This is a genomic window from Streptomyces sp. NPDC090442 (genome assembly GCF_044769405.1).
GTDB lineage: Bacteria > Actinomycetota > Actinomycetes > Streptomycetales > Streptomycetaceae > Streptomyces.
Genome location: NZ_JBIVXW010000012.1, coordinates 46064 through 72238, shown reverse-complemented (window position 1 = coordinate 72238; position 26175 = coordinate 46064). Strand labels below are relative to the sequence as shown.

The window sequence follows — 26175 nt, the reverse complement described above, 5'->3', positions numbered from 1 at the left end:
ACGGGGGAAACGCTCGTTTTTGGCATCGTTCTGGCACTATTCCCCGACCTCCTTACCGGCCCGGCCAGGCTGCCGGGCCGCGAACCCTCCCCGTATGCAGGGGTCGAGCCCGGGGCGCTAAGTCCCCGGGCTCGACCCGTCGGCGGCGCTCGCCCCGCCGCGTCGCTTCAGCAGTTGTCGTAGAGGAGGGCGCGGACCAGGCGGCAGGTGGTGTCGGAGGGGTGGCGGACGCCTATGGATTGGGCGGTGGTGCGGATGGTGGGGTTGGTGGCCTGTTCGGGGCGGTAGGTGCCGGTGTCGAGGAGGGCTATGGCCAGGCGCATGGCCTTCAGGCGGCGGTTGTGGGATTCGTACCGCTCGCGGGGCCAGCCGGCGGGGAGCGGTTTCTTGGGCAGTGGGTGGGTCGGGAGGGGTTTCGTCATGGGTGCGGCAACGGCCATCCGGCGGACCTCCTGGAGCTCGGTGGACCCTCACTTTCTGGTTCCCATTTTACTGCGGGGCACTGACAAAAGCCCCTGGCCAGGGGGGATTTGGAGGGGTGGGCCCGCTGGGCGTGGGAGGGGGTCAGGGCGTGGGGTGGGGCAGGTTACGGAGGAGGTTCTTGTCGGGTTTGCCCACGGGGGTGAGGGGGATGGCGTCGAGGAGGTGGAGGGCGGCGGGGGCGTAGAGGGCGCCCTTGTGGGTGGTGATGTAGGAGCGGAGGGCGGGGAGGGTGAGGTCGTCGGTGGAGTGGCCGGGGGCGGGGACGAGGGCGATGTGGACCTCTTCGGTCTCGTCGGGGGTGCGGACGCCGTAGACGGCGGCGTGGGCGATGGCGGGGTGGGCGTGGAGGAGGTCCTCCAGTTCGGCGGGGTGGACGTGGCCGCCGACCACGATGACGACGTCCTTGAGGCGGTCGACGAGGTAGAGGCGGCCGTCGGTGTCCAGGTAGCCGACGTCCCCGGTGTGCACCCAACCGTCCCGCAGCACCTGGGCGGTGAGGTCGGGGCGCTTCCAGTAGCCGCGCATGGCGCCGGCGGAGCGTACGTGGACCTCGCCGGGCTCGCCCGGGGGCAGGTCGCGGCCCTCGGGGTCGCGGATGGCCAGGGTGACACCGGGGAGCGGGCGGCCGACGGTCATCGGGGCGTCGGGGCGGATGTCGGCGTGGTCCGCGGGGCCGGCCTCGGTGATGGCCATCGCCTCGGACTGGCCGTACCAGCCGTAGAGGACCGGGCCGAACGTCTCGGCCGCCTGGCGCATCCGGGGCGCGGAGGCGGGGCAGCCGCCGTACGTGATGCGGGTGAGGGAGCTGAGGTCGGTGGTGGGGAGGGTGGGGTCGTCGAGGAGGCGGTAGAGGAGCGGCGGCAACAGCCAGAGGTGGGTGATGCGTTCGCGGGCGACGGTGGACAGGACGGCGGCGGGGTCGAAGCCCCGGTGGAGGACGACGGTGCCGCCGGCCACCAGGGTGAGGTCGCTCATGACGCCCGCCATGTGGGCCAGCGAGGTGCAGGCCAGGAGGCGGGGCGGATCGCCGGCCGCCTCCAGGGGCGCCTGGCCGAGCAGCGCGGCGAACGGGGCGTGCGCCATCTGAACTCCCTTGGGGACGCCGGTCGTTCCGCCGGTGTGGCGGATGCACCAGTCGTCCTCGGGGCGGGCGGTCCCGGCGACGGTGGGGGTGCCGGGGAGGGCGGCACAGGCAGCCAGCAGGTCGGGGCCGAGGGGGGCCGCGTCGGCGGGGAGCGGGCCGAGGGTCATGGCCCGGGGGCGGGGGCCGGTGAAGCCGTCCAGGAGGGCGCGGGCGGTGTCGTGGAGGTCGGGGTCGACCAGGAGGAGGGCGGTGTCCGCGCTCTCGACCACCCGGGACAGCGTCTCGGCGGCCATCCCGTCGTACAGGAGCACCACCCGCGCGCCCGCGAGGTTGACGGCGTAACGGGCGGCGAGCGCGGCGGGGCGGTTGCGGCTGAGGACGGAGACCGTTCGACCGCGGCCGGTGCCGTGGGCGGCGAGGACGGCGGCCATGCGGTGGACGGTGGCGTGCAGGTCGCCGGCGGTGACGGTGTTGCCGTCGGGCGCGGTGACGGCGGGGCGGTCGGGGTCGCGGGCGAGGGCGGCGAGGAGGAGCTCGACGTAGCTGGTGAACGGCGGTTGGGACGACATGGTGGGTGCGCTCCTGGTGAAGGCGGAGGGGACTGCCGGCAGAGGTGACGTTAAGCGGCGGACGGTCGCGCCTTCCACGACCAAATACGCCATGCCGTCATGCCTTCGGGCCATGAGCAGGAGGTGGGGCCAGCCTGCGCACCGAGGTGCCCGAACTGACGGGCAGGATCAGGCACTTGGGGTTCGGGGGCCGTCGCGGGAGCATGGGCGAGTACCGTCGACAAGAGATTGCCAGGCGTTTTACGGTGAATCGTCACAGAATCAGAGGATGTCCGACTGAGTAACCTGCGGTTCACATACGGGCAACGGACGGGAAACGGCCTGTTGCGAGAGTGCAGCGGTACGCCCGCACGCGTACCCGCACCGACCCGCATTAAGAGGACCCCGTGACCATCAAGGCCGAGTACATCTGGATCGACGGCACCCAGCCGACCGCCAAGCTCCGTTCCAAGACCAAGATCCTGCAGGACGGCAGCAAGCTGCCCCGTTGGGGCTTCGACGGATCCAGCACCAACCAGGCCGAGGGCCACGCGTCGGACCTCGTGCTCGACCCGGTCTTCAGCTGCCCGGACCCGATCCGCGGCGGGGACCACCTCTTGGTGCTCTGCGAGGTGTTGCACACCGACCTCACGCCGCACCCCTCCAACACCCGGGCCCTGCTGCGCCCGGTGGCGGAGCGGTTCGCCTCCCAGGAGCCGATCTTCGGCATCGAGCAGGAGTACACCTTCCTCAAGGGCGAGCGCCCGCTGGGCTTCCCCGAGGGCGGTGGGTTCCCGGCCCCGCAGGGCGGCTACTACTGCGGCGTCGGCGCCGGCGAGATCTTCGGCCGGGAGATCGTCGAGCAGCACCTCGACCGCTGCCTGGCGGCCGGCCTGGGGATGTCCGGCATCAACGCCGAGGTGATGCCCGGCCAGTGGGAGTTCCAGGTGGGCGCGCTGGCCCCGCTGGAGGTCTCCGACCACATGTGGGTGGCGCGCTGGCTGCTGCACCGCACGGCGGAGGAGCACGGCGTCACCGCCTCCCTGGACGCCAAGCCGGCCCAGGGCGACTGGAACGGCGCGGGCGCGCACACCAACTTCTCCACCCGGGCGATGCGCGAGGGCTACGACGCGATCATCACTGCCTGCGAGGCGCTGGGCGCGGACGGCAAGCCGCTGGAGCACGTCCGCCAGTACGGCACCGGCATCGAGCAGCGGCTGACGGGTGCGCACGAGACCGCGCCCTGGGACAGCTACTCGTACGGGGCCTCGGACCGCGGCGCCTCGGTGCGCATCCCGTGGCAGGTCGAGGTCGAGAAGAAGGGCTACATCGAGGACCGCCGGCCGAACGCCAACGTGGACCCCTACGTGGTGACCCGGCTGATCGTGGACACCTGCTGCGCGGAGCTGGAGCGGCGCGCGCAGGTGTGACGCCCGGCGCGGAGCGACGCGCGGGCGAACGGGGCCGGACCGGCTGGTCCGGCCCCTTCCGCGTGCCCGGGCGACCCGCGCGGGGTCAACCGCCCGGCGGCCGGGGCCGGTTGTCAGTGGCGGGTGGCACGCTGGGGACATGCTCGCGATCCCCCTCACGACCGCGTCCGGGCCGGGCGCCTGCCGCCGGCCCGGACGAACTGGCCGGCGCCGGGCTCTCGGTGGAGGGGGACGGCGATCCGGCGAAGGTCATCGAGGTCGCCCCGCCGGGCTGGCGCAAGCGGTTGCCCTTTGGTGGGCGAGGCGGCGCGGCGGGAGGGCAGGGTGCGGCGGGGCGCGGAGGGGTACGACGCGAAGGGAACGAGGAGAACAGGCGGGGCGAAAGGCATGAACGTGAACATCATGGGGCGTTGGGGGCGGGGCGTGTCGGGGCGCCGGGCGCTGCCGTGGATGACGCCGCTGTACGTGGGGGCGCTGCAGCTCGGGGCGTACGCCACCGCCCGGCTGCCGGCGTCGCGGCGTACGGGACTGCTGCGGGCGCACTCCACCAACGTGGCCAATCTGCGCGCCGGTCGGTGGGGCACGCTGGCCACCAGCGCGGCCTTCGTGGAGCGACCGATACCGCCGGCGTACGGCGTCGCGCTGCTGGCGGCGCTCGGGACGGCCGAGGCGCGGTGGGGCGCCGGGCGCACCGCGGCGGTGTTCGCGGCCGGGCACGCGGGCGCCAGCCTGTTGGTCTACGCGGGCCTGCGGGCGCGGCCCGGGGTCCGGCCGGCGGCGGTCGCACCGCCGATACCGGGTGCGCCCGGCGGGGCCGGCGCCGCGGGCGGGGCCACCGCGCACGCCGTTGACGTCGGGGCGAGTTACGGCTTCTACGCCACGCTCGGCGCGCTGGCCGCGTCGCTGCCGCACCGGGGTGCGCGGGCGGCGGCGTCCGGCGGGCTGCTGGCGCTGGGCGCGGTGCCGGTGGTCCGCCGTGGCCGGACGTTCACCGATGCCGGACATCTGACGGCGCTGGCCCTCGGGGTGGCGATCGGGGCCGCGCGCACGGCGGCGCGGGGGCGTTTTCCGGCCACCGGGCGGGAGTCCACGGAAGCGGCCGTTTCGACAACTCCGGTGCGGCGAGCGGCAGTCGGCGCCCGCCCGTCGTCGGCGCGCGGGAGCGCGCGGCCGGCGGGCGACGGGATCGCGTCACAACGGGGGGTGGTGTGAAAGACAGATCAAGGGCCGTCTGGTTCAATAGGGCCATGGCCAGCCTTACAGACACCGCGACGGGTCGCAGCGACCTTGAGCCGTTCTGGCCGTCCCGGCAGGCGCACGCCTTCGACCGTCTGTGTTGCCGCGCGCACTGAGCGCGGGCCCGCACCCTCCTTCCCGACACCGCTGACCGGTGTCCCGGCCTAGCCCGCGCGCACGACCTCCCCGACGGTCCCCTTGCGCGAAAGAGCTGACGTTCGATGGCCAATCTCCGTACCGTTCCCGCCGATTCCCCCACGGCCGCCGTTCCCCATCCGCCCCACCAGCGCCACCGGCTGCGAGCGGTGGCACCCGACGAAGCCCCCGCCGCCCGTGGAGCCGCCCCCGAGCTCCGTCCGGCGACAGCGCCACGACACAGCGCCCAACAGGTCGCCGAGCTGCTGAACTCCGGCGCGACCTGGCTCCCGGCACCGCAGCACAGCCTGCCCGCCCTGCCCGGCCAACCGCCGATGGTCGGCTACCTCGTCCTGGTGCCGGCCGAGCAGGCCCCCGGCCCGCCGCAGCCGCCCGCCGAGCCCGCCCCCGCCGCCCGGACCGGCGACGCGACGGTGCGGATCGACCCCGAGCAGCGGTCCGTGCGCGTCCTGGACCGCCAACTGGACCTGACGTACCTGGAGTTCGAGCTGCTGGCCCATCTGGTCGCGCATCCGCACCGGGTCCACACCCGCGACCAGTTGGTGACCACGGTGTGGGGCTACGGGCACGTCGGCGACGGCCGCACCGTCGACGTCCATGTGGCCCGACTGCGGCGGAAGTTGGGCGCCGAGCACCGCGGCTCGATCGTGACCGTCCGCCGGGTCGGCTACAAGTACGTGCCGAGCGCCTGACCGGCCCGTCGGGGCACCCGGTCGCCGCCGAGCACGACGCGCTCGGCGGCGGCCGCCAGCGCGCGCCGGTCCAGGTCGCGGCCCGCCGTGGGGAGCGCCGGATGGGCGGTGACCCGTACGGCCAACCCGTGGGCGGTGAGCACCCGGTGGAGCGAGGCGGCGAAGGTGTCGGCCCCGCAGAAGGCGGCCACCGTGGTGGGGCGGTCCTGTTGGGCGTAGTCGACGGTCACCGGGCGGACCGGGGCGCCGGCGTCCAGGGCGGCCTGGAAGGTGGCCCGACGGAAGGCGCCCCGGTCCGCGGTGCACCAGGTGGTGGCCTGGGGGAAGACCGCCACCGAGCGGCCGGCGGCCAGGAGCGCGGCCAGTTCGGCGACGGTGCGCGGGAGTTGGCGCGGGCTGGCGCGGTCGATGAAGTACGTGCCGGCACGCCGGGCCAGGCCGCCGACCAGCGGCCATCGGCCGACCTCGCGCTTGGCGAGCAGGGTGGCGGGTTCGACCGCGAGCAGGGCGACGATGTCGAGCCAGGAGATGTGGTTGAGCACGATGAGGGTGCCGGGGGCGGTGGGGGCGTCGGTGGTTCCCCAGAGGGGCTCCCCCGGCGCCGTTCCCGTCACTGACAGCGGGGCCGGCCCGGCGCCTATGTTCCGGGCCTCCAACGTGACGCCCAGCGCCGCCAGGAGGGCCCGGGCGTGACTCCGTAGCCGTATCGGGTCGGTCAGGTCCGGGCCGTCCGTCAGGGCGCGGCCCACCGCGCCGCTGAACACGGCGGCGCGGCGGACGGTGCCGGAAAACGGGACGGGCGGAACGGCGTGCGCGGCACAGCTCGGGGTGCAGACCGGGCTGACGTCCCAGGGGCCGTTCACCGGTCCCCCAGGAAGAAGCGGCGGTAGCGGTCGCCGAGTTGCTCGATGTCCAGGACCGTGAAGAAGTCGGCGACCCCGAAGTCGGGGTCGTGGGCGGGTGCGCCGCACAGCCAGGCGCCGATCCGGAGGTAGCCGCGCAGCAGCGGCGGGAGTTGGGCGACGGCGGGGCGTTCGGGCAGCGGGGCGGTGGGGTGCCAGGGGCGGCGTGGGCTGACCAGGAACGCCGGCGGCGCGGCGTACCGGGTGCGGGCCAGGGCCCAGGCGTGGGCGGCGGCGGTGCCCCCGTCGGCGAGCGGTACGGAGGCGCAGCCGGCGAGGTAGCGGTGGCCGGAGAGCAGGGTGTAGCGGGCCAGGGCGGCCCACATCTGGTTGATGACGGCGCCGTTGCGGTGGTCGGGGTGGACGCAGGAACGGCCGGCCTCGATCAGTGCGGGGCGCACCGCGTCGAGGCCGGTGAGGTCGAACTCCCCGTCGGAGTAGAGGCGTTGGGTGCGTCCCGGGGGCACCAGCCGGTAGGTGCCGACGACGGTGCGGGTGGGGTGGTGGAGGACGACGAGGTGGTCGGCGAGGTCGTCGACCGGGTCGACGTCGTGGCCGGGAAGCGGGGTGTCCAGGGTGGCGCCGCACTCGTCGCCGAAGACCTGGTGGCGCAGGCGCTGGGCGGCCCGGACCAGGGCGGGGGTGTCGGCGATCAGGGCGGTGTAGTCGGGGGTGGCCGGGGCGGGAGCGGCGGGGCGGCCGGCGGACGTGGTCGGTGCCGTGCTCATCAGGGCCTCCGTGGGTGGAGCTGGGTCCGCCCCCTACGGGCGCGCGACCCAATGACCTGGGGATCTCCTACGCGGCAGACTGTTCCCGCGCCCGAGGACCGGGGGCGTGAAGCGCAGGGAGCGTACGGATGAGGGGCGGCGGAACACTGGACGGCGCGGCCTCGGGCGCGCGTGCCCTGGCGTCCCCGAGGGCGCACTGCGTCCCACCCGTCCCCTTGGACAGCAGAGGGTGCCGCTCCGCCCCCTTGGGACGGCGTACTGCGGAACTCCCGTTGCCGGGCTACGGGTTCAGCCATCGCGTTTCGGCCAATCGGCAGGACAGTCAGCCGGACCGTCGGCAGGACATGCGGCGGGCGTGCAGCGCGGCAGCCGATGGCCCGCATCCGGCCGCGCAACCGGGCTGGCCTCATGGCCCGGTACACCGCCGGCGTCGGCAACCGGCAGCGCGGGCTACCCAGTTCGCCGGTGGAAGCCGCTCCGGGCGCCGCGTACGCTGGCCGGCGCACAGCTCACGCGAGTAAGGGGAGCAGGACATGGGCACCGCAGCCGACAAGGAATGGCTCTACAGCCTCGACATCTCCGACGCCACCTGGCAGCGCCCGCCCGGCGACCCGGAAGCGGAGGCGGTGGAGATCGCCTTCCTGGAGGGCGGCGCGGTGGCGATGCGCAACTCCACCGAGCCCGATGTCGTGCTGCGCTACACCGAGGCCGAGTGGCGGGCGTTCGTCCTGGGGGCCCGGGACGGGGAGTTCGACCTTCCGGGCTGACGTCCGCCAACGGGCCCGCGCGGGGACGGTCACCCGTCCGGGGCGGGCCCGGGTCGCCGGTGACCATCACAGGATTCACTCGTTCCACGGAATGTGGAGCAGCAGCAGGCGGCAACCCCGCGCCCGGACCGCACCTCCCCCGTCGGGCACGCCGACGGGGGTGAGTCGATCGACGTCGAGCAGGCCGAGGCGGCCCTGGTCGAGCACTATCCGCGGCTGGCCAGGTTGGCCTATGTGGTGCTGCCACCGGGCCCGCACCGCGGCCGACGGGTGCTGGCCGCGCACACGGTGGTGCAGCGGGCGCTGCCGCGGCGCCCCGGTCCCGGTACCGCCCTGCCCGCCCAACGTGGCGGGGACTCGGCCGTCGATCCCGGTTACGCCCTGATGCGACTGCGCGTCCTACGGGTGGCACTGGCCGTCGGGCGGCGCCGCTGGCAGCCGCCGGCGCCGCTTCCCCAGGTCTGGGGCCTGCGACTGTTCCCGCGCTCCGGCGGCGCCGATGAACTCGCCCTGGACCAGGCCCTGTCGACGCTGTCGGCGCCGGCCCGGGCGGCGTTCGTGCTGCGCGATCTGGAGCGGCTGTCGGCCCAGGAGACGCGGCGGATCCTGGAGGCCGCGGGGGTCGCCGACGCCCGCGGGGCGCTGGCCGAGGCGGAGCGGGCGGCGCTGCCGGCCGGGAGCCGGGACCGGGCCCTGCTGGAGTCGGTGGAGTTCGATCCGTGCGCCCTCCATGCCCGGCCGACGGACCTGATCCGGCGGCGGCAGCACGGCCGGGCGGCGCTGGCGGCCGGCGCGGCGGTGGCGGTGTGCGGGGCGCTGCTGGGGCTGCCGGGCGGGGGGTGGGGGCCCGGTGGGGCCGCGGCCCCACCGTACGCCCGTAATGCCGCGGCGGAGGCGGCACTTGATCCGGGGCGGCTGGCGATGTCCTCGCCGACCGCCTGGAGGACCGCGGCGCGGCCGGACTTCTCGTCCTGGCCGGCCCGCGGCGACCGGACCGGCGACAAGGCGCTGCTCCGGCGGGCGTTGACGGTGTGGGCCCGGCCCGGCCCCCAGGTGTCGGTCACCGCGACGCCCGGCACGTCCGCGGGGCCCGCGGCCGGGCCGCCGCAACTGCTCTTCGCGGGCGTGGTGGACCGCGTCGTGGTGGTGCTGTTCCACGACGGGCTGCGGGTGGTGCGGTACGCCGAACCGACCGACGCCCAGCAGCGGGACGACGGCACCGGGACGGCGCTGGACTTCGCCCGGACGGACGGGGCGGCGGCGGACTCGGCGACCGCCCTCGTCGCGGACCGCACCTCGGGCAACGCCCGCTATCTGACGGCCCCTTGGGTGACGTCGGTGCGGACGGTGGACCTGGTGAAGCCGGACGCGGCGGGCCAACGGGTCACCGTCGGCGCCGACGGCCTGACCTCCCCCGTCCCGATTCCGCGCCCCAAGGAGAGGTGCGCCGGCTGGCCCGCCCTGAGGGTCGGCGGGCGCCTGGACGGGCAACCGGGCGGCGTACCGGGCTCGCGCCCCGGTGGCGAGTTGCTGACCGACCTGGGCGAACTGACGCCCGCCCGGCTCACGTACGGCCCGCCGGACGCCCCGGGGTCGGTGTCCGGCCCCGAGGGGCGTACGGCCTGGGCGCGGACCGCGTGCCAGTTGCCCGCGGTCCGTTCGCAGGGCGTGCGGGCGGTCAACACCTGGCGGTTCGCCCAGCAGGCGCTCCCCGGGGGCGGGGGCACCGCGTCCTGGCTGTGTACCCGGGCGGAGACCTGGCGCGGGGCGGGCAGCCGGACGATGACGCAGTTCCAGGTGCCGCCGCCGAGCGGGCAGCCGTACGCGACGGGCGCGGTGACCGCCCGCGCGGACGGCGGGACGGCCTGCGGCCCGCGGGCGCCCCGGGTGCTGTCGGGCGTGCTGTGGAAGAGCCGCATCGGCCGGTGGTGGCTGCTGGCGGCGGGCAGCGACCAGATCACGTCGATCACCGCGTCCGGTGGGGTGCGGGGGCGGGTGCCCGGCCGGCTGCTGACCGTCCTCGCGACGGCGGGCGCGCACGCCGAGCTGACGGGGACGCTGACGGGCGGCGGGACGGTGCACGGGCTGCGGTGAGGCGGGTGGGGCGTTGTGGTTGGGGAGTTGTGGTTGGAGAGTTGTGGGTGTGGCGGGTGGGAGCACGTCGTGGATCGGTGGGCACGTGGACCTCATCGGGGCCGGGGTGTTTGCCCGGGGCGGCGCGGCCACACCCCGTTCCTGACGCCCCTCTTCCCGCCGGTTTTTGGCCGTCCGAGGGGTATCGCCATTCCTTACCCGCCAGTACATTGACGCCATGTCTAATACGGCCTCGTTGCGGCCCCAGCCGGTCGCGTCCGAGCACACCCCGCTGAAGGCCCGGAACGTCGCCTTCGACTGGGCAAAGACCCCCCTGCACTGGATCCCCGGCGACCCGTCCAGCACCCACACCATCAACGTCCTGCACCTGCTGCTGCCGGCCGGCGAGCGCTGGTTCGTGCACGTCTACAAGCAGGTGCTGCCGTACATCCGCGATCCCGAACTCCGCGCGGACGTGATCGGCTTCATCGGCCAGGAGGCCATGCACTCGCAGGCGCACGACGACGTGCTGCCGCACCTGAAGGAGCAGGGGCTGGATCCGACCCCGTACACCGCGCAGGTCGACTGGCTCTTCGAGAAGCTGCTCGGCGACCGGACGCTCCCCCCGGGGCGGGCCCGCAAGTGGTGGCTCATGGAGCGGGTGGCGACGATCGCCGCCATCGAGCACTACACCGCCTTCCTGGGCGACTGGGTGCTCAACGCCGGTGCCCTGGACGCCAAGGGCGCGGATCCGACCATGCTCGACCTGCTGCGCTGGCACGGCGCGGAGGAGGTCGAGCATCGCTCGGTGGCGTTCGACCTCTTCATGCACCTGGACGGCGGCTACCGGCGGCGGGTGCGGACGTGGGCCACGGCCTTCGGTGCGCTGGTGTTCCTGTGGCAGCGCGGCATCCGGTTCTTCATGGCGAACGACCCCACGCTCCTCAACGGCAAGGCCGCCGTACGGGACTTCGTACGGGGCGGCCGGCAGGGCGTACTGCCGACCACCGGGGCGATCGTCCGCTCGGTGCCCCAGTACTTGAGCCGCGCCTACCACCCGTCGCAGCACGGCGACACCGAGCAGGCCCTCGCCTACCTCGACCGTTCACCCGCGGCAACCGCCGCCGCTGCCGCGCCCGTTGCCGCCCCCGGAGGAGCCTGAGATGTCCGCGCCTGCCCGTGTGTCCCCCACCCCGTCCCCGTCTGCCGGCCGCGGTGGCCGCTCCCGTAAGGGGGCTTCCCTTACGGGGACTTCCCCCAAGGGGACTTCCCTGGCGGGACCTTCCCTCAAGGGGCTCGCGCTGCCGTCGTCGTCCCGTATAGCCGTGTCCGCGCTCAACGGGCCGTTGCGGAACGGTGGTTCGCCGCTGCGTACCGCGTTGGTGGTCGCCGGGGCCGCCCTCCTGGTCCGGCGGGCGCTGCGCCGGCGGATCCGGCAGTCGCCGCTGTGGCCGATGCCGGCGCTGGAGCAGCCGATCTCCGGGCGGGGGCGCGAGGCGGCCCGGGCGGCGCGCGGGGGTTCGGGGCGCGCGGCGCCGTTGCGACTGCGGGTGGCGGAACGGACCGTGGCGGCCGAGGGCGTGGTGGCCCTCCGTCTGGAGGGCGGGCGGCTGCCCGACTGGGAACCGGGCGCGCACATCGACCTCGTGCTGCCCTCGGGCACCGTGCGGCAGTACTCGCTGTGCGGCGAACCGGCCGACGCCGTACGGGCGGACGGCGGTTCGTACACCGTCGCGGTCCGGCTGATCGAGGACGGGCGGGGCGGCTCCCGGGAGGCGCACGAGGCGCTCCGCGCCGGCATGACGGTCGAGGTGCGCGGGCCCCGCAACCGCTTCCGCCTGGAGGACCACCACGCCTATCTCTTCATCGCGGGCGGGATCGGCATCACCCCGATCCTCCCGATGGTGCGGCAGGCCGAGGCGGAGGGGGTGCCCTGGCGGTTGGTGTACGCGGGGCGGTCGCGGGCGTCCATGCCGTTCCTGGAGGAGGCCGAGAAGCTGGCCGGGGGCGGCGGAGGCGGCACCTTCGGGGGCGGTGGCACTGACGGTGGCGGCGATACCGGCTGTGGGTTGGGGGGATTTGGGGGGCGCGGACGGCTGACCGTGGTGGCGGAGGACGAGGACGGGCGGCCCGATCTGGCCGCGGCGCTCGCCGATGCGCCGCCGCACGCCGCCGTGTACTGCTGCGGTCCCGAGCCCCTGATGAACGCCGTGGCCGAACTGCTGCCCAACGGGCCGGAGGGCCTGACCCTGCACACGGAGCGGTTCGCCCCGGCGGGGAACGTGGCAGGGGGCGCTGCGGGTAGTGCGGTGGGGAGCGCGGGGGGTGCATCCGCTTCCGGTTCAGGGGCGGAATCAGGGTCCGCCGTGGGCGACGGGGCCGCACCGGGCGAGGGCGTGCCGGGCGGCGAGATGTCGGGCGGGGACGCCTCGTTCGAGGTGGAGTTGCGTCGCAGCGGTCGTACGGTGACGGTGCCGGCCGGCACCAGCGTGCTCCGGGCGATCCGTGAACAGGCCCTGCCCGACCTGCCGTACTCCTGCGAGCAGGGCTTCTGCGGCACCTGCCAACAGCGGGTCCTGGCGGGCGAGGTGGAGCACCGCGACGAGCTCCTGACGGACGCGGAGCGCGAGGACTCCCTGCTGATCTGCGTGTCCCGGGCGAAGCCGGGAGCGGGGCCGGGAGCGGGAGCGGGGTTGGTGCTGGATCTGTAGGGGGTGGCGTTGCTGCGCCCGGCCTCTGTTTTTCCCCGTCTTTCCCCGCCGCCCACCCCCTTCGGGGGGTGGGCGGGTGAGGAGGGTCGGAGGCGAGAGGGCACAGGGCAGCGGAAGGAGCGGCAGAGAACGCGTCGCCCTTTGGCATCGCTCTGTTGGCATCGTCCTCTCGGCATCGCCCCCTTGGCATCGCCCCTCTGGTGCCGCCTCGTGGCGTCGCCCGGCGCGGCCCGTGCCGTTGTCCACAGGCCCCGTTCGCGCGGTGGTGCCGTCGTAGGGCGGTCGTTAGGGTGGGCGCATGACGAACGGGGCACGCCGCAGGATGGGGGTCGAGGAGCGACGCGAGCAGTTGATCGCCGTCGCGCTCGGCCTCTTCAGCCACCGCTCCCCCGAAGACGTCTCGATCGACGAGATCGCCGAGGCGGCCGGCATATCAAGGCCGTTGGTCTACCACTACTTCCCGGGCAAGCAGCAGCTCTACGAGGCCGCCCTGCGGCGCGCCGCGGACGAGCTGACGGCGCGCTTCATCGAGCCCCACGAAGGGCCGCTCGGCGCCCGGCTGTTGCGCGTGATGGAGCGGTTCTTCGACTTCGTGGAGGAGCACGGGCCCGGCTTCTCGGCCCTGATGCGCGGCGGCCCGGCGATCGGTTCGACCCGCACGAGCGCGATGATCGACGGCGTTCGCCAGGCCGCGTTCACGCAGATCCTCGCCCATCTCGACGCCCAGGACCCCTCTCCGCGGCTGGAGTTGGTGGTCCGTTCCTGGGTCTCGCTCGCCGAGACCACCGCACTGCTGTGGCTGGACGGACGGCGGATACCCCGCGGCGAGCTCGAACGCCAGTTGGTGCACGACTTCGCGGCGCTGACCGCGGTCAGCGCCGCGTACGACGAGCGGATGGCGCAGGTGGTGCGCCGGATACTGGCGGACGAGCCCGCGGACGGGATGTTCGCGGACCTGGTCGGCCGGCTGCTGCAGTTGCCCCAGCCGGCCTGACGTCGCCGAGCTGCCACCGGACGCCGGTCCGGCATCGGCTCAGTGCCGGACCGGCCCGGACCCCACCTCTCCCCGACTCCGATCCGGCCCCATCCCGCCCCACCCAGCCTCTGCCCAACGCCGGTCCGAGCCTCCCGCCGATATCCAACTCCGACCCGTCACGCGCCCGTTGTGCGTCCGGGCATCGGCCCGGATGCTCACCCGCGCCGGAACACCGCGACCGTACGGGGCGGGACGGTGAAGGTGCCCGTGGTGGCGTCGTAGGTGGCGGTCGCGGTGGTGCGGTCGGCGCCGTGGGCCTGGAGGGGGTGCAGGGCGAAGGGCCGGCCGGCGAGGGCGGGGACGGTTGGGCACTGTCGTTGCGGGGTGGCGTTGAAGACGACGACGAGGTCGGCCAGGCGCATGGTGATCACGCCGGGGGTCTCGTCGGGGCCGGAGAGGGGGAAGGAGAGGGCGGACTGGACGGCGGCTGCGGTGGCCAGGCCGAAGGCCGGTTCGGTGGCGTGGATGCGCAGCAGGTCGCGGTAGGCGGCCGAGGTCGCGGTGATGGTGGCGCAGTCCGGGCGGAGGGCCGGGTCGGCCAACAGGGGCTTGGCATAGGGCCACTTGTCCTTGTTGTCGGCGGCCGGGGGCAGGCCGTGGCCGAAGCCGTTGTCGGCCGTGCCACCCCGGGGGCCGTCGGTGCAACTCCAGTGCAGGGCGTTGAACCAGTCGCCGCTGTTGAAGGAGTTGCGGTCGAGGGACTTGGAGCGCAGGAGGTCGGAGCCCGCCTGGGAGAGCGCCGGGCCCTGTGAGAGTGCGGCGGTGGCCAGGGCGACGACCTGCATCCGTGCGCGGTCGGCGGCGGAGGTGTGCCGCGGCAACTTGTAGGCGAGGGCGTCGTAGAGGGTCTCGTTGTCGTGGGCGTCGACGTAGGCGAGGGCGTCGCCCGGGGCGGCCGCGTAGCCGGCGGGGGCTCCGTCGTAGTCGACCTGGGAGCCCTTGACCCGGCGTCCCGTGGTGTCGGTGAAGGCGTAGTCGGCGAGGTTGCCGGTGAGGCCGACCTTGATGAGGTCCTGGTAGTGGAGGAGGCGGGCCCGTTGGGCGGCGGGGTCGTCCCCGTTTGGCTGCGCCCGGCCCTTGGCGTTCGCTGCGCCCTCGGAAGCGGTCCGGGGCGAGACGGCCGTGCCCGGTGCCGGGTTGGGGTCGGTGAACAGGCCCGAGGCGAAGCCCTGGGTGCGGGGGTCGGCGTCGAAGGGGCTGCCGCCGCGGACCGCGTCGCGCGCCCGGTCGCTGAAGGTGGCGATGCCGGTGCCGGCCATGTTGCGCTGGGTGGCCTGGACGAAGCGGGCGTCGTTGGCGACCTCGCCGAAGTTCCACCCCTCGCCGTAGAGGATCACGGACGTGCCGTCGATGCCGTCCCGGGCCGGGGTGAGGGCGTCCAACGCCCTGCGGACGGCGAGGATGTTGGCCTTGGGGTGGTGGCCCATGAGGTCGAAGCGGAAGCCGTCTACCTTGTACTGCTTGGCCCAGGTGACCACGGAGTCGACGACCAGCTTGCCCATCATGGTGTGCTCGGGCGCGGTGCCCGAGCAGCAGGTGGAGGTGGCGACGCTGCCGTCGTCGAGCAGCCGGTGGTAGTAGCCGGGAACGATGCGGTCGAGGACGGAGTGCGGGTCGTCCTGTCCGCTGGCGGCGGTGTGGTTGTAGACGACGTCCATGACGGTGCGCAGGCCGATGCCGTTGAGGCCCTGCACCATGCGACGGAACTCGACGTTCCGGGCGGTCCCGGAGGGGTCGGAGGCGTAGGACCCTTCCGGGACGGTGTAGTGCAGCGGGTCGTAGCCCCAGTTGTAGCCGTCCCGGTCGGCGGTCTTGGCCACGCACTCCTGTTGGCGGGCGGAGTCGGGGGGCAGGGCGGGCAGGTCGCAGTCCGGGCGCCGCTGGTCGGCGCGGCGTTCGGGGACGGAGCCGAAGTCGAAGGCCGGCAGCAGGTGGACATGGGTGGTGCCGGCCTCGGCCAGGGCCTTCAGGTGCCGCATGCCGGCGGAGCCGGTGTCGGTGAACGCGAGGTACTGGCCCGGGTGGTGGGAGGTGCGGTCCGCGATGGAGAAGTCACGGATGTGCAGCTCCTGGATGCGGGCCCGGCGCAACGGCACGGGGGCGGGCTTGCGCAGCGTCGCCCACCCCTTAGGGGCCAACTTCGGGTCGGCCAGGTCGACGACGAGGCTGCGGGCGGAGTCGGTGGTGAGGGCGGTGGCATACGGGTCGGTGACGGCGTTGGTGGCTATCCGGGCGGCGCCCGGCGCCCAGACGGTGACCAGGTAGCGGTACGGCTTCCCGGTCCAGTCCCGGCCGCCCCGTACGCTCCACACCCCGGTGGCGTCGTCCCGGTACATCGGGACCCGGCGGCCGGCCAGGTCGAGCGCGACGGTGCGGGCGGTGGGCGCCCAGACAGAGAGGGTGGGGCGGCCGGCGTGGAACACCGGCCCCAGTGGGGCGTGTTGGGCGCGGGTGCCGTAGAGGTCGTCGAGGACGCCGGGGATCTGCACCCCGGTGGTGTGCCGCCCGTCGGCGGTGTCCTGGGTGGCGGCCAGTCGCTCCCGTAGGGCGGTGGGGGCCAGGGCGCGGTCGCGGGGGTCGACGGTGAAGGCCGGGTAGCCGGTGAGGTGCGGGTAGGCGGCGCGTTCGGCGGGGGTGAGGGTGCCGGGAGTGAGTCGGAGCCGGCCCGTAGGGCGCGCGTTCGCGCCGAACTCCAGTTGGGCGGCGGTGCGTTGGGCGCCCTTCCAGACCACGGTGGTGCGGTCGATCCACTGGGCCTCGGCCTTGGCGGGGGCGCCGGAGGGGGCCGCCTGGGCGCGGGGCTGCGTCGGCAGGGCCAGCGCGGCGGCGCCGGCGCACAGGGCGAGGAGGGCGGCAAGCCGGCGGCGGGCGCGGTGCGCGGTGGAGGACATGGCCCCTGGTTCTAGCCGCGATGAACGGTTGCTGCAAGACCTTTCGCAAGAGATTGCAACGGTGTTACGTTCCCTGGCGAGCCGGTCCGGTCGGCCGGAGGCCCCGCGGTGGGTCCTACGCGCCCGGCCGACCGGACCGGCCACCAACCGAGGCCCGTACGAGGCGGGATGACCGGGCAGTCGGTAGCCGGACGGCCGGGTGTCAGGTCGCCACCGGCCCGGTGGAGCCGCGCACCACCAGCTCGGGCTGGAAGACGAACTCGGTGCGCTGGACGGGGTTTCCCTGGATCTCCTCGACCAGCGCGCCCACCGCGGCGGTCGCCATCGCCTGCACCGGTTGCCGCACCGTGGTCAACGGCGGGGCGGTGAAGGCGATCAGTGGGGAGTCGTCGAAGCCGACGACGGAGAGCCGGCCGGGGACGTCGAGGCCCCGCTGACGGGCCGCGCGCACCGCACCCAGCGCCATCAGGTCGCTGCCGCAGACGATGCCGGTGCAGCCGTCGTCCAGCAGGGCCGAGGTCGCGGCGTGGCCGCCCTCGACGCTGAACAGGGTGTGCCGGACGAGCCGTTCGACCCCCCGCCTCGACAGGCCGAACGCCTCCTCCAGGGCTGCCGTGAAGCCCTCCGCCTTGCGGCGGGAGGGCACATAGCGAGCCGGGCCGACCGCCAGCCCGATCCGCTCATGACCCAGTTCGACGAGGTGACGGACGGCCATCCGGGCCGCGGCGCGGTCGTCGGGCGAGACGCAGGGGGCGTCGACCCGCTCGTTGTAGCCGTTGATCAGGACGTAGGGCACGCCCCGGGACGTGAGCCGGGTGTAACGGGAGGGATCGGCGGCGCTGTCGGCGTGCAGGCCGGACAGGAAGACGATGCCGGTGACACCCCGCTCCTCCAACTGCTCGACGAGCTCGTCCTCGGTGGCGCCGCCCGGCATCTGGGTGCACAGCACCGGCGTGTAGCCGTGGCCGGCCAGGCACTGCTCGATGATCTGGGCGAAGGCCGGGAAGATCGGATTGATCAACTCCGGGATGACCAGGCCGACCAGGCCGGCGCTCCGCCGGCGCAGCCGGACCGGGCGTTCGTAGCCGAGGACGTCGAGCGCGGCGAGCACCCGCTGCCGGGTCCCCGCCGCCACGCCCGCGCGGCCGTTGAGGACACGGCTGGCGGTCGCCTCGCTGACGCCCGCCTGGACGGCGATATCGGAGAGCCGCGGGGCGGCTCGGGGGATCGGTCGGGTCACTCCTCCCACCAGATCGTGGTGTCAGCCGAGATTTCACGAAGTTCAGAAACTTCGGGATTTCCGGGAACTTCCAAGTCGCGGGGGGCGTTGGACGGTTGACGGGTCGGCGAGCTGGACACACCGGTCGAGCCGGACACACCGGTCGAGTCGGAGAGAAGAGAGGAGACGGGAGATGACGAGGACGAGCGGGACGAGCGGTGCGAGGGGCCCGAGGGGGGCACAGGAGAGGAGGCCGACGCCGACACCACATCCGCATCCGCATCCACATCCGCGTCCAGGCCGAACGGCACCTGCGACGACAGGAGTTGACGGACGGGCGGCAGAGACAGCCGGACGGTCTCCGCCGTGGTGTTCACGGTGCAGATCAGTCCGCCGGGGCGGCGGAAGGCCAGCACGCCATCCGGGGCGGGCAGCCACTCGATCGCCTCCCCCGCGCCGAGGCCGGGGTGGGCGCGGCGCAGGGCCAGCGCGCTGCGGTACAGCTCCAGGGTGGAGGCCGGGTCGCCGGTCTGGGCCTCGACGGTGAGCGCGGCCCAGTCGTCGGGCTGGGGCAGCCAGACCTCGCCGGCGCCGAAGTCGTACGGGGGCCGGGTGCCGCTCCAGGGAAGCGGCACGCGGCAGCCGTCGCGCAGGCCGTCCTGCCCGTTGGCGCGGAAGAAGGACGGGTCCTGGCGGGCCTCGTCGGGGAGATCGGTGACCTCCGGCAGTCCCAACTCCTCGCCCTGGTAGAGGTAGGCCGAGCCCGGCAGCGCCAGCATCAGCAGGGTGGCGGCGCGGGCGCGGTCCAGGCCACCACCGAGGCGGGTGCGGTGGCGCACCACGTCGTGGTTGGAGAGGACCCAGGTGGCCGGCGCGCCGACGGCACGCAGGGCGGTGAGGGAGGTGTCGATGGTGGTGCGGAGATCGCCGGCATCCCAAGCAGTGTTCAGGTAGTGGAAGTTGAAGCCCTGGTGCAGCTCGTCCGGGCGGACGTAGAGCGCCAGCCGCTCGACGGAGGGGGCCCAGGCTTCGGCGACGCCGATCCGCTGCCCGGGGTACTCGTCGAGGATCGCGCGCCAGGAGCGGTAGATGGCGTGCACGCCGTCCTGGTCGAAGAAGGGGAGGACCTGTGAGCCGATGAGGCGGGCCTGTTCGCCGCGGCCGATGTCGGGCAGGCCGGGCGCCTTGACCATGCCGTGGGCGACGTCGACGCGGAAGCCGTCCACGCCCAGGTCGAGCCAGAAACGGAGGATGGAGCGGAACTCGTCCTGGACGGCGGGGTGGTCCCAGTTGAGGTCCGGCTGTTCGGGAGCGAAGAGGTGGAGGTACCACTCGCCGTCGGGGAGGCGGGTCCAGGCCGGGCCGCCGAAGACGGACTCCCAGTCGTTGGGCGGGAGTTCGCCGTCGCGGCCGCGGCCCGGGTGGAAGTGGAAGCGTGCACGGTGGACCGAACCGGGGCCCTCGGCGAGGGCGCGGCGGAACCACGGGTGCTGGTCGGAGCAGTGATTGGGGACGATGTCGATGATGACGCGAAGACCGAGGCGGTGGGCCTCGTGGAGGACGGCCTCGGCGTCGGCCAGGGTGCCGAAGAGCGGGTCGATGGCCCGGTAGTCGGCGACGTCGTAGCCGGCGTCGGCCTGTGGGGAGGCGTAGAAGGGGCTCAACCAGACCGCGTCCACGCCCAGATCGCGCAGGTGGCAGAGTCGACTGCGGATGCCGGGCAGGTCTCCCATGCCGTCGCCGTTGCCGTCGGCGAAGCTGCGTGGGTAGATCTGGTAGATCACCGCGTCGCGCCACCAGTCAGTGTCCGACGGGACCATTGATTTCGGCGAAGTCGGCGAAGTCGACGAGACCAATGAAACCGATGGAGCCGACGGAGCCGGCCGACCCGGCCGCGAAGTGGCCCTGGTGGCACGGGTGTTGTTGCCCGGCTCCGGGTGCCCGGCGGGAGTGGTGTCGGGTGGGGCGATGTGCTGTCGGGTCATGTCATCCCTTGGTGGTGCCGGCGGTCAGTCCGGAGACGAGGTGACGTTGGGCGAAGGCGAAGACCAGCGCGGCCGGTACGGCGATGAGCACGGCGGCGGCGGTCATCGAACCCCAGTCGTTGGTGTACTGGTTGACGAAGGTCTGCAGCCCGCCGGCGAGGGTGAGGTTCTCCTCGCCGGTCATGAAGGCGGAGGCGTAGGCGACCTCGGCCCAGGCCGTGACGAAGGTGTAGAAGCCGGTGACGGCGAGGCCGGGACGGGCGAGCGGGAGGACCAACCGCCAGAAGGTGCCGAAGGGGTTGAGGCCGTCGACCCGGCCCGCCTCGTCGATCTCCACCGGGATGGTGTCGAAGAAGCCCTTCATCATCCAGGCGCAGAACGGCACGGCGATGGTGAGGTAGGTGAGGACGAGCCCGGCCGGCTGGTTGAGCAGGCCGAGGGAGGCGAACAGGTTGTAGAGCGGAACGATCAGCACGGCGACCGGGAACATCTGGGTGATCAGCAGCAGCCACATCAGCGGGCGCATGCCGGGGAAGCGGAAGCGGCTGACGGCGTAGCCGGTGGTGGCGGCGATGAACACCCCGAGGACGGTGGTCAGTCCGACGACGACCACGGAGTTGCCGAACCAGGTGAGGAAGGTGGTACCGGTCAGGACGTGGGTGTAGTTGGCGAGCGTGAAGTGGGAGACGAGGCCGGTGGTGAAGGCGTCGTTGGTGGGTTTGAAGGAGGTGATCAGCAGCCACACCGGCGGGAAGACCGCGACGACCGTCGCCGACAACAGCGCCAGATGCAGCCCGACGGAGGCCAACGGATGCCGCTCGGAACGAGAACGAGGACGAGAACGAGCCCCAGAACGAGAGCCAGAGCGAGAGCCAGAGCGAGAGCTGGGAGGAGAAGCGGGACGAGAGTCGGGGCGCGCCACGTTCACCACACCTCTCCCTGTTTGCGCAGCGTTCGTCGGTAGCCGACGGCGACGAGGGCGAGGAGGGCGAGGATGACCACGCCCCAGGTGGCGGAGGCGGAGAAGTTGCGGGGGCTGTCGACGAAGGAGAGCCGGTAGGCGTAGGTCACCAGGATCTCGGTGGCGTCGCCGGGTCCGCCCCTGGTGAGCAGGAAGATCACCGGGAACATGTTGAACGTCCAGATGGTGGAGAGCAGGAGCACCGTGCTGCTCACCGCGCGCAGGCCGGGCGCGGTGATGTGGCGGAAGCGCTGCCAGGCGCCGGCGCCGTCCATCTCGGCGGCCTCGTAGAGCTCGCCGGGGATCGACTGGAGCCCGCCGAGGAGGGCGACGAGCATGAAGGGCACGCCCAGCCAGACGTTGACCGCGATCACCGAGAGCTTGGCCCAGGTCGGGTCGTTGAGCCAGGGCACGCCGTCGATGCCGCCGCCGGCCAGCACCTTGTTGAGCAGACCGTTCTTCTCGTTGTAGAGCATCCGCCAGGTGAAGACGGAGACGAAGGCGGGGATGGCCCAGGGCAGGATCAGCGCCAGGCGGTAGACGGTGCGGCCGCGCAGCCGGCGGTTGAGCAGGGTGGCCAGCGCCAGGCCGATCAGGAAGGTGAGCGTGACGCAGGCGAGGGTCCAGGTCACGGTCCAGCCCAGCCGGCCCCAGAAGACGCCGTCGGTCAGCACCGCGCGGTAGTTGGCCAGACCGGTGAAGTGATAGGTGGCGGGGAGGTGGTTCATGCCGATCGAGCGCTCGACGTTGGCCTCGTTGGCGTCGGTCAGGGAGAGGTACAGGCCGCGGACGAGGGGGATCCCGATGATGACGCCGACGACGAGGACGACCGGGGCGGCCATCGTCCAGGCGTACCAGTGAGTGGCGAGCGCCCGGCGGAGGCGGGCGGTGAGCGTCACGTGTAGTCCTTGAGCAGCTTCCGGTAGGCGTCCCCGACGGACTTGGCGGCCTGCTCGGGCGTGGCGGCGCCGGTGAGGACCTTGTTCATCTGGACCTTGAGCGGCTCGAAGAGGGAGTTGCCCTCGGCGATCCAGGGGCGTTGGACGGCACCGTCGACGGCGGGCTTAAAGAAGGCGACCATCTCGTTGTGCTTGACGGACGGGGCGTTGTAGACGGACTTGCGGGTGGGCAGCAGGCTGAGCCGCTCGGTGGTCTGCTGCTGGACCTTGGCGGAGCTCATGTACTTCACGAAGGCGTAGGCGGCGTTGAGGTTCTTGCTGCCGGCGTAGACGGAGAGGTCCCAACCGCCCTGCGGGGAGCCCTTGGCGGTGGATCCGCCGGGGACGGGGGCGACGCCGAGGTTGCCCTTGTCCGCGAACGCCTTGCCGGCGCGGGCGCCCTCGATGTCCCAGGGGCCGTCGATCGCCATCGCGACGGTGCCGTCCTTGAGGGCCTTGAGCTGGTTCTCCTGGCCGTCGGTGGCGTCGGTGACGGCGGCCTTGGAGTCCACGAGTTGCTTGAGGGTGCGGAAGGCGCGGACCCCGGCGGCGTTGTCGATGGTGACCTTCTTGTGGGCCGCGTCGACCATGTCGCCGCCCTCGCCGTAGAGGTAGGGCAGGAACCAGTAGGGGTCGTCGCCACGCAGGTAGAGGGCGGTGGCGCCGGTCTTCGCCTTGATCTTCGCGGCCGCGGCGCCGAGTTCGGCGAAGGTCCTGGGAACGGGGACGCCGGCGTCGGCCAGCAGCTTCTTGTTGTAGAAGAGCGCGAGGGTGTCGATCACCTGGGGCGCGGCGTAGGTGCGGCCGCCGAACTTGGTGGAGCCGACGGCCTGCGGGAGGTAGTCGGCGGTGTCGGCCAGGGCCGGGGTGCCGTCGAGCGGGGCGAGGTAGCCGAGGTTGGCGAAGTCGGCGACCCAGGCGACGTCGGTGCGCATCACGTCGGGGGCGCCGGCGCCGCCGCCCGCGGCGTTCTTGAACTTGGCGTTGGCGTCGCCGAACGGGACGTTCACATAGGCGACGTGGACCTTGGGGTGCTCCTTCTGGAACCCTTCGGCCAGTTTCCGGTAGGTGGCCTTCTCGGCGTCGTTGGAGGTGTCCCAGAAGGTCACGGTTCCGGCCAGTTCACCGCCGGTCGTGCCGCCGCCGTCGCCCCCGCCCCCGCATCCCGTCGCCGCCAGTGCCAGGCCCGTCACCAGCGCGGTGGCGAGCGCGCCACGTATGCCACACCGCATCTGAACTCCTTAGGGGAAAGCCTCGGTTGGCGGTCTGGAACGTAACAGCGCCGCAAACAATCCGAAAGATGTTGCGAGAGTTTTCTGCAAGAATTCCGAAAGCCGCTGCAGTGCCCTGGCTGGAACCGGACGCCCCGGGGCCCCCGCGCACCGTCACCCGCCGCCCGCCCGCGCGTTGACTTCCGTGGAAGCACTTCGCCTCATGACCTGACAGGGACGGCAGATGACCCAGGAGCTCACTTCCCCCAGCCCCGCCCCCCAGGCCGCCGGACCCGACGGAGCCCGGGGGTGGTGGCGTGACGCCGTCATCTACCAGGTCTACGTCCGCTCCTTCGCCGACAGCGACGGCGACGGCATCGGCGATCTGCGCGGGGTGCGCGACCGGCTCCCCCACCTCAAGGAGCTGGGCGTGGACGCCGTCTGGCTCACCCCGTTCTACGCCTCGCCGCAGGCCGACGGCGGCTACGACGTCGCCGACTACCGCGCCGTCGACCCGTTGTTCGGCACCCTCGCGGACGCCGGCGACCTCATCGGCACCGCCCACGACCTGGGCCTGCGGGTGATCGTCGACGTGGTTCCCAACCACACCTCCGACCGGCACCCGTGGTTCACGGACCCCGAACTCGCCCGGCAGCGCTACGTCTTCCGCCCCGGCAAGGGCGCGCACGGCGAACTCCCGCCCAACGACTGGGAGTCCGTCTTCGGCGGCCCGGCCTGGACCCGCACCGACCGCGGCGACTGGTACCTGCACCTCTTCGCCCCCGAACAGCCCGACCTGGACTGGGAACGGCCCGAGGTCCACGAGGAGTTCGCCGCCATCCTGCGCTTCTGGCTGGAGCTGGGCGTGGACGGCTTCCGCGTCGACGTCGCCCACGGCATGATCAAGGCGCCCGGCCTGCCCGACATCGGCCACGGCGAACAGGCCCGCCTCATCGGCTCACAGGTCCTCCCCTTCTTCGACCAGGACGGCGTGCACGCCATCCACCGCACCTGGCGCCGGCTCCTGGACGAGCACACCGAGACCAGCGGTCGGGAGGTGATCGGGGTCGCCGAGGCATGGGCGCCCAGCGTCGAGCGGCTGGCCCTCTACGTCCGCCCGGACGAGCTCCACCAGGCGTTCAACTTCCAGTTCCTGAACACCCCGTGGGAGGTCGCGGCGCTGCGCGAGGTCATCGACTCCTCGCTGGCCGCCACCGTCGCCGTCGGCGCGCCCACCACCTGGGTGCTCTCCAACCACGACGTCGTCCGGCACACCACCCGCCTCGGCGGCCTCGCCCGGGCCCGCGCCGCCACCCTGCTGATGCTGGCGCTGCCCGGCTCCGCCTACCTCTACCAGGGCGAGGAGTTGGGACTGCCGGAGGTCGTCGACCTGCCGGCCGAGGCGCGCCAGGACCCGGCGTTCTTCCGCGGCCGGCTCGCCGGCGACGGGTCGGAGGCGGTCGGCGCCTCCGGCACCAGCGGCCAGGACGGGTTCCGGGACGGCTGCCGGGTGCCGCTCCCCTGGTCCGGCGAGCTGCCGTCGTACGGCTTCGGGCCGGGCGGGAGTTGGCTGCCGCAGCCGGCCGACTGGGGCCGGCTGAGCGTGGCGGCGCAGACCGGCGACCCGGCCTCCACGTTGGAGCTCTACCGCAGCGCGCTGGCGCTGCGCCGCCGGCTGCCGGGGCTGGGCGACGGGGAGATGGCCTGGCAGCCGGCCCCCGCAGGGGTGTTGGCGTTCCGCCGCTCCGGGATGCTGTGCGCGGTCAACACCCTCGACCGCGACGTGGAGGTGCCGGTGCCCGGTGAACTCCTGCTCGCCAGCGCGCCGGTGGCGGCCGACGGCGGCTCGGCGGTGCTGCCCGGGGACAGCTGTACCTGGTGGGCAATCTGAGATGCGCCCGGTACAGTCCAGTGCCATGACCGCGCGGCTGGCCGATATCGCAGCACAGGCGGGTGTCAGCGAGGCCACCGTCAGCCGGGTTCTCAACGGGAAGCCCGGCGTCTCCGCCACCACCCGCCAGTCGGTGCTGGCCGCCCTCGACGTGCTGGGCTACGAGCGGCCGGTGCGGCTGCGGCGGCGCAGCGCGGGCCTGGTCGGGTTGATCACCCCGGAGCTGGAGAACCCGATCTTCCCGGCCTTCGCCCAGGTCATCGGGCAGGCGCTGACCCGGCAGGGATACACCCCGGTGCTGGCCACCCAGACCCCGGGCGGCTCCACCGAGGACGAGCTGACCGAGATGCTGGTGGACCGCGGGGTGGCCGGCATCATCTTCGTCTCCGGGCTGCACGCCGACACCGACGCCGACATGGCGCGCTATGCGCGGCTGCGCGGCCAGGGCGTGCCGTTCGTCCTCATCAACGGCTTCTCCGACCAGGTGCGGGCGCCCTTCGTCTCCCCCGACGACCGGACCGCGGTGGAGCTGGCGGTGACCCATCTCACCGCGCTGGGGCACCGGCGGATCGGGCTGGCGCTCGGGCCGAAGCGGTTCGTGCCGGTCCAGCGGAAGATCGACGGGTTCCTGGCCTGCGTCGAGGAGCAGCTCGGCCTGGACCGGGCCGCGGCGGAGCCGTTCATCCAGCACTCCCTCTTCACCCTGGAGGGCGGCCAGGCCGCGGCGGGCACGCTGATCGAGCGCGGGGTGACGGCGATCGTGTGCGCCAGCGACATGATGGCGCTGGGCGCGATCCGGGCGGCCCGGCAGCGCGGGTTGGACGTGCCACGGGAGATGTCCGTGGTGGGCTTCGACGACTCCCCCCTGATCGCCTTCACCGATCCGCCGTTGACGACGATCCGGCAGCCGGTGCCGGCCATGGGGCAGGCGGCGGTGCGGGCGCTGTTGGAGGAGATCGGGGGCACCCCGGCGCCGCACACCGAGTTCGTCTTCCATCCCGAGCTGGTGGTCCGGGGCTCGACGGCGTCGGCGCCGAAGGCGGCCCCCGGGGCGAAGCCGGCACCGGGGGCGGCGAAGGTGCCCCGCCCGGCGCGGGCCTCCCGGTAGGGACGGGGCCCGCCGGACGCACGACGCTGTCCCCCGGGTCGTCCCCTAGGGGATGCCCCCTCCTCCTGAGGTGCGATACGGGGTGTTGCTGACCCCACCAGAGGCTGATCGGCCACTGATCCCTT

The 26175-nt window shown here is 73.4% G+C and carries 19 protein-coding genes and 1 pseudogene; 10 read left to right on the top strand and 10 right to left on the bottom strand.

Features of this window, described 5'->3' with window-relative positions:
- Nucleotides 1-167: 167 nt before the first annotated feature.
- A complete protein-coding gene (locus tag ACIQU6_RS11490) occupies nt 168-440 on the bottom strand; it encodes a hypothetical protein (protein WP_403481406.1) in 273 nt (90 codons plus the stop codon).
- 124 nt (nt 441-564) lie between these two features.
- A complete protein-coding gene (locus tag ACIQU6_RS11485) occupies nt 565-2136 on the bottom strand; it encodes an AMP-binding protein (protein WP_403481405.1) in 1572 nt (523 codons plus the stop codon).
- A 386-nt stretch (nt 2137-2522) separates the two neighbouring features.
- Between ACIQU6_RS11485 and glnII the strand changes: the two genes are divergently transcribed.
- From glnII to ACIQU6_RS11470, 3 genes are all read left to right on the top strand, one after another.
- On the top strand, nt 2523-3545 hold the full coding sequence (glnII, locus tag ACIQU6_RS11480; RefSeq protein WP_403481404.1) for a glutamine synthetase: 1023 nt from the start codon (nt 2523-2525) through the stop codon (nt 3543-3545).
- 387 nt (nt 3546-3932) lie between these two features.
- Nucleotides 3933-4757: a rhomboid-like protein gene (locus ACIQU6_RS11475; RefSeq protein WP_403481403.1), complete on the top strand. Its 825-nt coding sequence runs from the start codon at nt 3933-3935 to the stop codon at nt 4755-4757.
- Nucleotides 4758-5002: 245 nt separating this feature from the next.
- Entirely contained in the window at nt 5003-5629 is a 627-nt protein-coding gene (locus ACIQU6_RS11470; RefSeq protein WP_403481402.1) for a winged helix-turn-helix domain-containing protein, read from the top strand.
- Here ACIQU6_RS11470 and ACIQU6_RS11465 read toward each other — a convergent pair.
- Nucleotides 5605-6492, bottom strand: coding sequence for a lysophospholipid acyltransferase family protein (locus ACIQU6_RS11465; RefSeq protein WP_403481401.1), 888 nt, complete (start codon nt 6490-6492; stop codon nt 5605-5607). The two genes, ACIQU6_RS11470 and ACIQU6_RS11465, sit on opposite strands and share 25 nt — an antisense overlap.
- Nucleotides 6489-7259, bottom strand: coding sequence for a GNAT family N-acetyltransferase (locus tag ACIQU6_RS11460; RefSeq protein WP_403481400.1), 771 nt, complete (start codon nt 7257-7259; stop codon nt 6489-6491). Before ACIQU6_RS11460 ends, ACIQU6_RS11465 begins: the two co-directional genes overlap by 4 nt.
- A 533-nt stretch (nt 7260-7792) precedes the next feature.
- Here ACIQU6_RS11460 and ACIQU6_RS11455 point away from each other — a divergent pair.
- From ACIQU6_RS11455 to ACIQU6_RS11435, 5 genes are all read left to right on the top strand, one after another.
- Nucleotides 7793-8026: a DUF397 domain-containing protein gene (locus tag ACIQU6_RS11455; RefSeq protein WP_274916029.1), complete on the top strand. Its 234-nt coding sequence runs from the start codon at nt 7793-7795 to the stop codon at nt 8024-8026.
- A 93-nt stretch (nt 8027-8119) separates the two neighbouring features.
- Nucleotides 8120-10120, top strand: a complete 2001-nt coding sequence (locus ACIQU6_RS11450; protein ID WP_403481399.1) for a hypothetical protein — start codon at nt 8120-8122, stop codon at nt 10118-10120.
- A 217-nt stretch (nt 10121-10337) separates the two neighbouring features.
- Nucleotides 10338-11261, top strand: a complete 924-nt coding sequence (locus ACIQU6_RS11445) for a metal-dependent hydrolase (RefSeq protein WP_403481398.1) — start codon at nt 10338-10340, stop codon at nt 11259-11261.
- Nucleotides 11262-11424: 163 nt separating this feature from the next.
- Complete coding sequence (locus tag ACIQU6_RS11440; protein WP_403481397.1) at nt 11425-12810, top strand: PDR/VanB family oxidoreductase; 1386 nt, start codon at nt 11425-11427, stop codon at nt 12808-12810.
- A 298-nt stretch (nt 12811-13108) separates the two neighbouring features.
- Nucleotides 13109-13804, top strand: a complete 696-nt coding sequence (locus ACIQU6_RS11435; protein WP_403481396.1) for a TetR/AcrR family transcriptional regulator — start codon at nt 13109-13111, stop codon at nt 13802-13804.
- Nucleotides 13805-14001: 197 nt separating this feature from the next.
- Here ACIQU6_RS11435 and pulA read toward each other — a convergent pair.
- The 6 genes and pseudogenes from pulA to ACIQU6_RS11405 form a co-directional block, all read right to left on the bottom strand.
- Nucleotides 14002-16647 (bottom strand): annotated as a pseudogene (gene pulA, locus ACIQU6_RS11430) (pullulanase-type alpha-1,6-glucosidase); the annotation flags it as partial.
- 292 nt (nt 16648-16939) lie between these two features.
- The gene (locus tag ACIQU6_RS11425; protein ID WP_403481395.1) at nt 16940-17986 is read right to left on the bottom strand and encodes a LacI family DNA-binding transcriptional regulator; all 1047 of its coding nucleotides are present in this window, start codon (nt 17984-17986) and stop codon (nt 16940-16942) included.
- Nucleotides 17974-19776 (bottom strand): glycoside hydrolase family 13 protein, encoded by a 1803-nt coding sequence (locus tag ACIQU6_RS11420; protein WP_403481394.1) that lies wholly within the window; start codon nt 19774-19776, stop codon nt 17974-17976. Before ACIQU6_RS11420 ends, ACIQU6_RS11425 begins: the two co-directional genes overlap by 13 nt.
- A 166-nt stretch (nt 19777-19942) precedes the next feature.
- On the bottom strand, nt 19943-20749 hold the full coding sequence (locus ACIQU6_RS11415; protein WP_403481393.1) for a sugar ABC transporter permease: 807 nt from the start codon (nt 20747-20749) through the stop codon (nt 19943-19945).
- A gap of 116 nt (nt 20750-20865) precedes the next feature.
- Nucleotides 20866-21801, bottom strand: a complete 936-nt coding sequence (locus ACIQU6_RS11410; protein WP_403481392.1) for a carbohydrate ABC transporter permease — start codon at nt 21799-21801, stop codon at nt 20866-20868.
- Nucleotides 21798-23072, bottom strand: coding sequence for an extracellular solute-binding protein (locus ACIQU6_RS11405; protein ID WP_403481391.1), 1275 nt, complete (start codon nt 23070-23072; stop codon nt 21798-21800). Before ACIQU6_RS11405 ends, ACIQU6_RS11410 begins: the two co-directional genes overlap by 4 nt.
- A 223-nt stretch (nt 23073-23295) precedes the next feature.
- On the opposite strand from ACIQU6_RS11405, the gene ACIQU6_RS11400 reads away from it, so the two are divergent.
- Nucleotides 23296-24942: a glycoside hydrolase family 13 protein gene (locus ACIQU6_RS11400; RefSeq protein WP_403481390.1), complete on the top strand. Its 1647-nt coding sequence runs from the start codon at nt 23296-23298 to the stop codon at nt 24940-24942.
- Between the two features lie 25 nt (nt 24943-24967).
- Nucleotides 24968-26050 (top strand): LacI family DNA-binding transcriptional regulator, encoded by a 1083-nt coding sequence (locus ACIQU6_RS11395; protein WP_403481389.1) that lies wholly within the window; start codon nt 24968-24970, stop codon nt 26048-26050.
- Nucleotides 26051-26175 lie beyond the last annotated feature (125 nt).

Bases quoted from the DNA above. Each gene is read 5' to 3' on its own strand.
- ACIQU6_RS11490 (WP_403481406.1), bottom strand. From the start codon at position 440: ATGGCCGTTGCCGCACCCATGACGAAACCCCTCCCGACCCACCCACTG.
- ACIQU6_RS11485 (WP_403481405.1), bottom strand. From the start codon at position 2,136: ATGTCGTCCCAACCGCCGTTCACCAGCTACGTCGAGCTCCTCCTCGCC.
- ACIQU6_RS11475 (WP_403481403.1), top strand. From the start codon at position 3,933: ATGAACGTGAACATCATGGGGCGTTGGGGGCGGGGCGTGTCGGGGCGC.
- ACIQU6_RS11470 (WP_403481402.1), top strand. From the start codon at position 5,003: ATGGCCAATCTCCGTACCGTTCCCGCCGATTCCCCCACGGCCGCCGTT.
- ACIQU6_RS11460 (WP_403481400.1), bottom strand. From the start codon at position 7,259: ATGAGCACGGCACCGACCACGTCCGCCGGCCGCCCCGCCGCTCCCGCC.
- ACIQU6_RS11455 (WP_274916029.1), top strand. From the start codon at position 7,793: ATGGGCACCGCAGCCGACAAGGAATGGCTCTACAGCCTCGACATCTCC.
- ACIQU6_RS11445 (WP_403481398.1), top strand. From the start codon at position 10,338: ATGTCTAATACGGCCTCGTTGCGGCCCCAGCCGGTCGCGTCCGAGCAC.
- ACIQU6_RS11435 (WP_403481396.1), top strand. From the start codon at position 13,109: ATGACGAACGGGGCACGCCGCAGGATGGGGGTCGAGGAGCGACGCGAG.
- ACIQU6_RS11420 (WP_403481394.1), bottom strand. From the start codon at position 19,776: ATGGTCCCGTCGGACACTGACTGGTGGCGCGACGCGGTGATCTACCAG.
- ACIQU6_RS11405 (WP_403481391.1), bottom strand. From the start codon at position 23,072: ATGCGGTGTGGCATACGTGGCGCGCTCGCCACCGCGCTGGTGACGGGC.
- ACIQU6_RS11400 (WP_403481390.1), top strand. From the start codon at position 23,296: ATGACCCAGGAGCTCACTTCCCCCAGCCCCGCCCCCCAGGCCGCCGGA.
- ACIQU6_RS11395 (WP_403481389.1), top strand. From the start codon at position 24,968: ATGACCGCGCGGCTGGCCGATATCGCAGCACAGGCGGGTGTCAGCGAG.